This is a genomic window from Kitasatospora sp. NPDC059973, assembly GCF_042737525.1.
Lineage (GTDB): Bacteria > Actinomycetota > Actinomycetes > Streptomycetales > Streptomycetaceae > Kitasatospora.
This window is the reverse complement of record NZ_JBHWUI010000235.1, coordinates 1-9,677: the sequence shown is the minus strand read 5'-3', so window position 1 is coordinate 9,677 and position 9,677 is coordinate 1. Positions and strand designations below refer to the sequence as shown.

Below are 9,677 nucleotides of genomic sequence, written 5' to 3'. Positions count from 1 at the left end.
GAGACAGCCCCGGTGCCGATCCCGCCGGCGCCGCCGACGGCGCCGTCGCCGAGCCCGCCGGCGCCGGAGCCGGCGCCGGTGGACGAGCCGCCGGTGCCGGTGCCGTCGCCGGTACCGGTGACCGGGGCGGTGGTGGTGCCGGTGCCGCCCGACTCGCCGCCGGTGGCGCCGCCGGCCCCGCCGGTCGTCCCGCCGTCACCGCCGGGCGGAGTGGTCGGCGGCGGGGCGACCTGGTTGCCCGGCCACTTGTTGTCCTGCGTCTCCACGTGCTTCGCCGCGTCGAGCGTCTGCTGGCGCTGGGCACCGGTGAGGCTGAGGAAGCCCGGGGCGAGCTTGCCCGGCTCCACGCCGTAGACCTGGCCGCCGTTGGCGACGGTGGTCAGGAACCGGGTGATCGCGGGCGCCTTGTCCGCCGCCCCGCCGGTGGGCACCATCGCGTACTGGACGGTGGTCAGCGGGTAGGCCTGGGTGTCCCGGGCGAAGGCCGTGCCCGCGACGCCGTAGGGCAGCAGCTGGGTGCCGGTGGCGGCGTCGGTCGGCATGTCGCCGACCGCGGACTGGAACCCGTTGGTGGTCGGCGAGACGAAGCCGCCGGCCGGGTTGCGCAGGGTGGCCTCGGGCAGCGAGAAGGCCTTGGCCTGGGCGCTGTCCATGATCGCGAACAGCTTCCGCTCGCCGCGGGCCATCGGGTCGCACTTGAGGTGGTTGCCGGTGGCCGGGTCCGCCATCCAGAGCTGGCAGGTGGACCGGTTCTCCAGGATGGTCCGCAGCACCTGGGTGAGACCGCCGAGGACGGGGTTCCACTCGTACTGCCGCATCCGCTTGGCGGCCTCGCTGACGTCCGTGGGCCCGGTGAAGTCCTGCGGCTGGAGGGTGTCGGCCGGGTACCCGGAGTAGGCGCCCCGCTGGTAGAAGGTGTTCACCCGCATCCCCCACGGGTCGTCCTCGCCGTCCAGGAAGCGGACGGCCTCCGGGTCGGCGGCGATCCACGCGGTCAGCTGGTAGACGAGGTCCGTGGTGCCGCCGACGATGGTCGGCTCGAACTCCGCGGGCGTGCACGAGCGGGGCCAGTGCAGCCCGCTGCTCTCCGGGAACCGGTTGTACTGGAGGAAGTCCTCGTCCAGGAAGACGCAGCTGGGGTTGCCGCTCACCGACGCGACCGGGCTTCCCAGCGGCGCGTAGGACTGGGTGAGCAGTTTGGCCATCAGGCGCGGGGTCAGCTTCATGTCCCGGAGCTGGCGGCCGGTGTCCGGGTCGTCGACGAGGAAGACCGCCGAGATCCCGGTGGTGGCCAGCGGCGCGTAGACGTACGGCCGGGCCGGGGTCGCGGTGTCGGGGTACGCGGTCAGCGCGACGTCCACGCCGGCCGACCCGCCCAGGAACGCCGCCCTGGCCTGCGGCTCGCCGCCGGAGGAGGAGTACTGGAAGGCGAGCGGGGAGGACGCCAGGCAGAGGCCGGTCCGCCACTGCTGGACGGCCCGGTTGGCCATCTCCAGGCCGGCCGCCTTGAAGTCGGCGGCGCGGTTGTCGCAGTCGGCGGCGGTGGGCGAGAAGTGCAGCGGGACGACGGTCCGCTTCTCCCAGGCGCACTGCTCGCCGAGCTGGTACCCGGCGTACTGGTTGCCGTCCCACGCCCCGGCGTAGGCCTCCAGGCCGCCGTCGCTCGCGGTGTTGAAGAAGCCGTCCACGTCGCTGAGGTGGTCGGTGCAGTCGACCGCGCCGTTCCGTGCCTTGTACGGGTCCTGGGTGTCGCCGCCGTAGTTGGGCTCGACCACCAGGGAGCACGGGTGCGTGGCGTCACAGCCGAGCGAGGGGCTCTGGGTGGCGGTCCAGATCTCGATGGAGGTCTCGCCGGAGCCGTCGGCGCCCGTGGGCGCGATCGCCATGTTCGAGGGGAAGTCCGGCGTCGTGGTGCCCTCCGCCGGGGCCTTCTGGTTGAACCCCTTGCCGCCGTCGGCGTTGTACAGCTTGCTGCCGTAGCAGTCGGTGATCTTGGGGTCGAGACCGCGGCACTGGTAGACCCGGACGGCGTAGAGCGCCTGCTTGGACCCCTTGGTGACGATGGTCAGCGGGGTGCCCGAGGTGTCGACGGTCGGGGTGAAGCCGCTCCAGGAGACCTGCAGCACCTGGTTGGACAGGTTCTGGGTCTGCGCGACCGTCACGCTCCCCTCGGCGCCCTCCTCCCAGGTGTTCGGGTCCCACACCTTGGGGCCGGGCTTGGTCACGGCGGACGAGGTCGCCGCCGCGGCCTGCGACGACGTGCCGAGGCCGATGGGGGCCACGCCGAGCGCCACCACCACCGACCAGACGAGGGCGACCGCCGGCAACCTCCGGCGCCACCCCCCGCGTCTCGTACCGGGTAGTAGTCGGAGTCTCATGACGGGCACCTCCGTGCGAACGCGCACCGCCGTGACGCGGCGCGAGAGTGGATCAGGCGGCGAGCAGGCCGGCGGTTCCGGTTCGCATCCATTCGGCCAGCCCTACATGGCCGGATCCGGTCGTACCGATGTACGAGACCACAACGCGACGACTCTGTAGCGGAGTTGGGAACTCCACCTGCGAACGGCGGGCCCGTGCCGTCGCACGGACCCGCCGTCCCCCCGAGCCGGTCGCAGGTGTCGGCCGCCGGTGGTGGAGCTCAGCCGCCGGTGGTGAAGCTCAGCGAGAAGCTGCCGATCGACTGGCCGGCCTTGAAGAAGGTGGTGTTCAGCTTGGTGTCCACGTACTGCGCGCCCTCGGCGTCGACCTTCAGGTCCGCGGCGGTCACCGTCTGGGTGGCGCCGGTGCGGGTGATGTCGGTCGTGCCGGCCGGGTCGAGCAGCGCCACCGGGGCGGTGCCGCCGACCGGGACCCCGGTGATCGCCCAGCTGTCGGCGCTGAACGCCAGCTGCTTGAAGACCGCGGTCTTGCCGGTGAACAGGTTGACGAAGAGCAGGCTGCCGCCCAGCTGGACGTTGCCGTAGTAGCCCTGGAGGTTGACGTCGCCGCCCGTCACCGGGAACGACGTGGAGAAGCCCGTGGTGGAGTCGTAGGACGGGGTGGCGGTGGGCAGCGGGATGACCACCAGGCCGTTCAGGGCGGAGTCCTTCAGGAAGGCGGTGCTCTCGTGCACCACCGCGCTGCCGGTCGGGGCCGCGGGGGCGGCGTCGGCGGCAGCCGCACCGCTCATACCGGTCACGGCGAGGACGACTGCGGCACCGGTGGCGGCAAAGCGGGCGCTGGTACGGGTCATGCTGAACTCCTTGGGAGAGGTGATGTGCTGGGTGGTGCGGGCGGTCGTTCGACCGCCCCGACGGCCTTCCTCCTCCGCACTGCCCGGCGGGCGGAGGATGCCGAAGTCGATGGGCGCCCGGCCGGCTCCGACGGGCACGAAGGGGTGCCCGGGTGTGGCCGGCGGCCACGGGCACGAAGCCCGTGGCCGCCGGATGGTGCGGGATGTGATCAGCGGGTGTGATCAGCGGGTGTGATCAGCGGATGTGATCAGCTGTGGGTGGTGCTGCCGCAGGCCGCCGCCGGGAGGGGCAGGAAGCCGTAGCTCTTGATGTCGTTGGTGCCGTTGGAGCAGATCCAGCCCGAGGGGCCGAAGATCGCGCGCAGCGCGGTGCCGTGGGCGTTGGTGGCGGTCCACTCGGCGTCACGGACGACGTTGTAGACCACGCGGCCGAACGCCGAGGCGGCGAACGGGGCGTTGATGGTGTTGGTGGTGGTGTTGACCGGCACCAGGGTGCCGACGTTGCGCAGGGTCAGGCTGGCCGGGGCGGAGGTCGGGGTGGAGTGGCCGCCCACGGTCTGGGACAGGTACGAGGCCACCGAGTACGGGAAGACGGTGTCGGCGCCGGCCAGGCGGGTGTCGACGCCCTCGTTCTCCTCCGGGCCGTCCTGGACGCAGCTGCCCACGGTCGGGTTGCCGATCGCGGTCAGGAAGAAGGCGCGGGTGCCGGAGCTCGCCTGCGGCAGCCAGGGCTTGATCGTGGCGTTGGTCAGCGAGGCGTTGATCTGCGTCCAGTTGGTGATGGAGCAGTCGTAGATGCCCTTGAGCTGGGCGGCGGTCAGGCTCGCCGGGGCGTGGCCGCCGGAGTTGGCGGACCAGGTCACCGCGTCCTTGGCGAACGCGACGAAGATGTCCGACGCCGGGTCGGTGGACTTCGGGGCACGCGAGGAGCGGGCCACGTCCAGCGCGGAGCCGGAGGTGTTCAGCTCGGTGATGCCGGCGCCGGAGCCGTTCGGGCGGACGATCGAGGAGGCGCCCGACTTCAGCGTGATGTTCGTCGAGCCCGTGGCGTCCCAGCTGTAGTAGCGCGGCGAGGTGGTGTCGCCGATGCTCGTCAGGTAGGCGTTGTAGTCGGTCGAGAACCGGGTCGACACGGCCTGCGTGGTGTCGGAGCCCGCGCTCACGATGTCCTGGGCGGCCGGCGTCACGCTCGGGTCGGCGCTGGCGGTGCCGGCGACGACGGTGGCGAGCGAGGTGGCGATGGCGGCGACGGCGAGCAGCTTGGCAGCGGTCTTGCGCATGTTCCTGTTCCTCCGGTGGGAGAGAGGTGCATCGCTTGCCCGGGCCCTGGTTGGGGGTCCGGGGCCGGTGGCCACATCCGCGGTGGCCGCTCCGGCAGGGCTGATCCTGTCGGGACGGGCTGTTCCCCCGGAAGGGCCGTCAGCGGCGGCCGGCGATTGTCGACTCATCGGTTCGGACAGGTTTAGTGACTGGTCAGCCCGGCCGCGGCGGGGTGGAAAGCCGCAGGTCGGAGGCCGATGACGTTCTTCTCCAGGTGGCGGCTCGGGGGGTTGCCGGAAACCTGCGCTTCACCGGACCAGGGGGAACGGGGGGCGAACGGGGCGGGTGGCGCCGGGCGCGGGCGGCGGGACGCACGGCATCCCGGCCGGCCGGAACGGGGGTCTGACGAGGCGCCATCCGACCGGGCCGTCAGGGCGCCGCGCACCGCGCGGGGGTACTACCAGGGCCGGCGGGCGTCCCGGCCGGTTCTGCGCAGCTCCTGGCCGATCCACTGGAGCCCGGCGAGGAAGCCGTCGACGCCCGCCTGGCACTGGTCGCGCCGGAGGTAGCCGCGGGCGCTGCGGGCGATCGGGCCGGCCTCGACCGCGCCGGGCCGGGTGCTGCGCACCGGCAGCTGGGCGGTCCAGACCCAGAGCCGGGCCTCGGACTGCCCGACGGTGCACCGCAGAGCGGCCCGCTCGATGATCAACTCTCTAACCGCGTCGGCGAGTTCGTCCTCGCTGCGATAGGTGCGGACGCCGACGCCGAGCTGTCTCCCGTTGGCGGCGCGCAGCGACCACCCGAGGCACCGATCGGCGGCGGGCACGATCAGCAGGCGCGGACCGCGCCGCTCAGCGGCGGGCATCGGAGGGTCTCAACGGTGCCGCGCGTTCCGGGAGTTCGAGGGCGGGGGCGGGCTGCTTGGCCAGCAGCACGACGAACCGGCGGAAGGCGTTCTGGCAGGTCGCGTACCGCTCGTAGGCGCGGCTGGAGCGCACCTCGGGGAGCAGGCGCGAACCGGGGACGACCCAGACCCAGCCGATGCCGTCGCGGACGTGGGTGATCCGGGCGACCAGGGCGTCGGCGCCGGCGCGCAACCCGTCGAAGCCGCGCTCGGCGTCCGCGGCCGTCTCGTATCCGGCCGCGGTGACCGCGACGACCCGGCCGTTGGGGGCCTTCAGCTGCCAGCGGTAACGCCCGTCCGGTGCCCGTTCGACCCGGAATCCCCCACGCCCTGCACCTGCTGCGGTGTGACCGCGGTTCGACGCGTCCACTGCTCCCCCAGTCCGGTTCCCTCCGAGACGGGAGTAAAGCTATGTGTGCACACGAGCACGCCGGAAGGGAAGGAAATGCACAACTTGCTCCGTTGGCCGCGAAGTTCTCCCTCGTTAAACATTCACCGACTGCACACCAACCACACGCCCGGTCCCCTCACCGAACTCCCTTGACCGGCACAGACCGTTCGATGGCGCGCGAAGACTCAGAGCCGCGCGGTCCAGCGCACCCGCGTCCCCTTTCCGTACGGACCGGGCTCGTGCCAGGCGTCCCCGCCGAGCACCTCGGCCCGCCGGGTGAGGTTGCGCAGACCGCTGCGGCGGCCGCCGGCGGGGATGCCGACGCCGTCGTCCGTCACGGTCAGCAGCACCCCGGGGCGCCCGGCCCGGTCGAGTGACTCCGGGTCACCGCTCACCGGGCGTCCCTCGTCGTCCAGGTGCACGGTGGCGTCGACCTCCACGCCGACCCGCGAGGCCCGCGCGTGCCGGGCCGTGTTGGAGAGCATCTCGCGCAGCGCGGCCAGCAGTTGACGGCCGGTCTTCTCGCCGACGAGGCTCTCCACCGGTCCCGTGAAGGTCACCGAGGGCTTGAAGCCGAGCGCCGCGGCGGCCTGGCTGCCCTCCCGCAGCACCCGCGTCCGCAGGGTGTCCGGCGCGTCGCCGTGGTTGTCGTGCTGGAGCGCGTAGATGGTGGTGCGGACCTCCTGGATGGTGGCGTCCAGCTCGTCCACCGCGTTCCCGATGCCGACCTTCACCTCGGGCACGACCGCGCGCCGGGCGGCGCTCTCCAGCATCATCCCGGTGGCGAACAGCCGCTGGATCACCAGGTCGTGCAGGTCGCGGGCGATCCGGTCGCGGTCCTGGAAGACGGCGAGGCGCTGCTGGTCCCGCTGGCCCTCGGCGAGCCGCAGGGCCAGCGCGGCCTGCGAGGCGAAGGTCTCGGCGAGCTGCTTCTCGGTGTCGGTGAACGGCACCGCGCCGCGCGGGCGCCAGACGCAGAGCCCGCCGAGCACCCGGCCGGCGGCGACCATCGGCACCGCCATCGACGGGCCGAAGCTGCGCGCCAGGCGGATCACCACGGTCGGGTCGCTGGACATGTCGTCGAGGTAGACGCTGTCGCCCTGGAGGAGCCGGGCACCGAAGCTCTCCTTCGGCAGCAGCTCGCCCTGGACGAACTCCGCGGCCTCGCCGGAGGCGTGCGCGACCCGCATCTGGCCGTCGCCCTCGCCGTCCACGGTCGGCAGCAGGATCATGCCGAGCGCCGCGTCCGCCAGCTCGCGCACCTGCTCGGCCGCGACGGTCAGCGCGACCTCGGCCTCGTCGGCGGAGAGCAGCGCCGTGGTGACGGCGGCCGCGCCCGCGATCCACCGCTCGCGCCGCCGCCCCTCCTCGTACAGCCGGGAGTTCTCGATCGCGACGCCGGCGGCCGCGGCGAGCGCGTGCACCACCTGCTCGTCCTCGGGGGTGAAGGCGCCGCCGCCCTGCTTCTCGGTGAGGTAGAGGTTGCCGAACACCTCGTCACGGATCCGGATCGGCTCGCCTAGGAAGGTCTTCATCGCCGGGTGCTCCGGCGGGAACCCGGAGGAGCGCGGGTCGGTGGCCAGGTCGGTCAGGCGCAGCGGCTCGGGCCGGTCGATCAGGGCGCCGAGGATGCCCCGGCCGGCCGGCAGCTCGCCGATCGCGGCGGCGGTCTCGTCGTCCACGCCGACGTGGATGAAGTCCGCCAGGCCGTGGCCGCCCGGTGCGATCACGCCGAGCGCGGCGTACCGGGCGTCCACCAGCTCGGCGGCGCCGGTGGCGATCCGGTGCAGCGTCGCGTGCAGGTCCAGCCCGGCGCCGACCGAGACGACGGCCTCCAGCAGCCGCTGCATCCGGTCGGTGACGGCGGCCGCCGACTGCAGCCGCTCCGCCACCTCGGTGACCAGCGTGTCCAGCCCGAGCGAGGAGATCTCGGGCACCCGGTGGGGCGCCGGGTCGGGGGCGGCGGGGGGTGGCAGGTCTGGCGTGGGGTCCATGGTGTCGAGCGTAGTTTGTACGGTTTTCAGCCGAAGGTCGGCGCGGCGGCCGGAGGGCGACCGGCTGCCGCCGCGCCCACCGCCACCGGGCCGTCCGCGGCGCGTTCGCGCTCCCACATCGCCCGCAGCCGGCCGCCCGGCTCCGCGACCAGCTCCGACCAGGTGCCGCGTTCGACCACCCGGCCGCCGTCCAGGACCAGGACCTCGTCGACGGAGCCGTCGTCGAGGCCGGCCAGCCGGTGGGTGATCAGCACGGTGCTCCGGCCGGCCGTGGCGGCGAGCAGGTCGGCGGTGAGCGCGTCGGCGGTGGGCAGGTCGAGGTGCTCGGCGGGCTCGTCCAGCACGAGCACCGGGAAGTCGGCCAGCAGCGCCCGGGCGAGCGCGAGCCGCTGGCGCTGGCCGCCCGAGAGCCGGGCGCCGTGCTCCCCGACCATGGTGTCGAGGCCCGCCGGGAGGGTGTCCGTCCAGTCCAGCAGCCGGGCGGCGGCCAGCGCGGCGCGCAGCTCCCGCTCGTCGGCCGAGGGCCGGGCCAGCCGCAGGTTCTCCCGCAGCGAGCTGTCGAAGACGTACGCGTCCTGGGCGCAGAGCCCGATCACCCGGCGGACGTCGTCCCCGGCCAGCTCCCGACTGTCCACAGCCTGTGGACGGCCGTCGGCGAACGTGATCCGGCCCGCCGCCGGCTCCAGGAAGCGCAGCAGCGCCTGGGCGAGCGTGGTCTTGCCGGAGCCGGACGGGCCGACCACGGCGATCCGGCGGCCGGCGGCGAGGTCCAGGTCGAGGCCGACCAGCGCGTCCGCCTCCTGGCCGGGGTGGCGGACGGTCAGCCCGCGGACGGCGATCGGCAGCGGCTGCCCGGGCAGGGCCGCCGGGGCGGCGGGCTCGGTGACCGGCGCGGGCGCGTCCAGCACCTCGGCCAGCCGGGCCGAGGCGGTCCGGCTGCGCCGGCGGGCCTGGACGGCGAGCGGCATCCCGGTGACGGCCTCGAAGGCGGCCAGCGGGGTCAGCACGACCACCGCCAGGCAGACCGGTGCCAGCGCACCGCTCTGCACACCCCGGATGCCGACGGCCGCGGCGGCGGCCACCGTCAGCCCGGTGAGCAGCGCGATCAACCCGGTGCCGAGCGCGGTGGTGGCGGCCGAGCGGGCGGCCAGCCCGGTCAGCGCGGCGTCGGCGGACCGGACGGCGGCCAGCCGGCCCGGCAGCGCCCCGGCCACCGTGAGCTCGGCCGTTCCGGTGAGGGTGTCGACGACGGCGGTGGCCAGCCGGCCGCGGGCCGGAGCCTGCCGCCGCTCGGCACCGGCCGACCAGCGGGCGGCCAGCGCGGGCACCACCGCCCCGGCCAGCAGCAGCCCCAGCCCGAGGACCAGGCCGGCCGCGGGCAGGAAGGCGGCCATCGCCGCCGTCGCGGCCAGCGACACCACCGCGGCCACCGCCGCCGGCAGCCGCCAGCGCAGGTGGTGGTCCTGGACGGCGTCGACGTCGGCGACCAGCCGGGAGAGCAGGTCCCCGCGCCGGAAGGCCGGCAGCCCGGCCGGGGCCAGCACGGTCAGCCGGCGGTACACGGCGGCCCGCAGGGTGCCGAGGGTGCGCAGCACCGCGTCGTGCGAGACCAGCCGCTCGGCGTAGCGGAACACGCTGCGCCCGATGCCGAAGGCCCGCACCGAGGTGACGGCCATCATCAGGTAGAGCACCGGCGGCATCTCGGAGGCGTAGGAGATGAGGTAGCCGGAGGTGGCCATCAGCGCCACCGCGCAGCCGAGCGCGAGCGCGCCGAGCAGGACGGAGAGCGCCAGCCGGGGCCGTACGGTCGCCGCTCCGGCGGGCTCCTCCGGCGGGGTGTCGGCGGCCGGCACCGGCCGCCCGTCGTGCGCGGGCCGGGGCGGCGGTGCGGCGGCC

Annotated in this window: 7 protein-coding genes; all 7 read right to left on the bottom strand. The window is 74.2% G+C overall.

The genetic code is table 11. The features are described 5' to 3' along the window. Window positions 1-2,327 (bottom strand): hypothetical protein (locus ACFWA9_RS36105; protein ID WP_380393249.1); only part of this gene is annotated, 2,327 nt, incomplete at its 3' end. 311 nt (window positions 2,328-2,638) lie between these two features. Beyond that, a complete protein-coding gene (locus ACFWA9_RS36100) occupies window positions 2,639-3,232 on the bottom strand; it encodes a hypothetical protein (RefSeq protein ID WP_380393247.1) in 594 nt (197 codons plus the stop codon). 248 nt (window positions 3,233-3,480) lie between these two features. Beyond that, window positions 3,481-4,512: a substrate-binding domain-containing protein gene (locus ACFWA9_RS36095; RefSeq protein WP_352295189.1), complete on the bottom strand. Its 1,032-nt coding sequence runs from the start codon at window positions 4,510-4,512 to the stop codon at window positions 3,481-3,483. Window positions 4,513-4,949: 437 nt separating this feature from the next. Next, window positions 4,950-5,357, bottom strand: coding sequence for a hypothetical protein (locus ACFWA9_RS36090; protein ID WP_380393244.1), 408 nt, complete (start codon window positions 5,355-5,357; stop codon window positions 4,950-4,952). Beyond that, window positions 5,344-5,766 carry a YegP family protein gene (locus tag ACFWA9_RS36085; RefSeq protein WP_380393241.1) on the bottom strand — a complete coding sequence of 141 codons (423 nt, stop codon included), beginning with the start codon at window positions 5,764-5,766 and terminating at the stop codon, window positions 5,344-5,346. The genes ACFWA9_RS36090 and ACFWA9_RS36085 overlap by 14 nt, the downstream gene beginning before the upstream one ends. Before the next feature lie 206 nt (window positions 5,767-5,972). Further along, the gene (locus ACFWA9_RS36080; RefSeq protein WP_380393238.1) at window positions 5,973-7,781 is read right to left on the bottom strand and encodes a GAF domain-containing protein; all 1,809 of its coding nucleotides are present in this window, start codon (window positions 7,779-7,781) and stop codon (window positions 5,973-5,975) included. A gap of 26 nt (window positions 7,782-7,807) precedes the next feature. Continuing rightward, the coding region (cydC, locus tag ACFWA9_RS36075) for a thiol reductant ABC exporter subunit CydC (RefSeq protein WP_380393235.1) at window positions 7,808-9,677 on the bottom strand (1,870 nt) is incomplete at its 5' end.

What these genes read in the sequence shown, in the direction of transcription:
- ACFWA9_RS36095 (WP_352295189.1), bottom strand. Translation starts at nt 4,512, where the DNA reads ATGCGCAAGACCGCTGCCAAGCTGCTCGCCGTCGCCGCCATCGCCACC.
- ACFWA9_RS36080 (WP_380393238.1), bottom strand. Translation starts at nt 7,781, where the DNA reads ATGGACCCCACGCCAGACCTGCCACCCCCCGCCGCCCCCGACCCGGCG.
- ACFWA9_RS36100 (WP_380393247.1), bottom strand. Translation starts at nt 3,232, where the DNA reads ATGACCCGTACCAGCGCCCGCTTTGCCGCCACCGGTGCCGCAGTCGTC.
- ACFWA9_RS36090 (WP_380393244.1), bottom strand. Translation starts at nt 5,357, where the DNA reads ATGCCCGCCGCTGAGCGGCGCGGTCCGCGCCTGCTGATCGTGCCCGCC.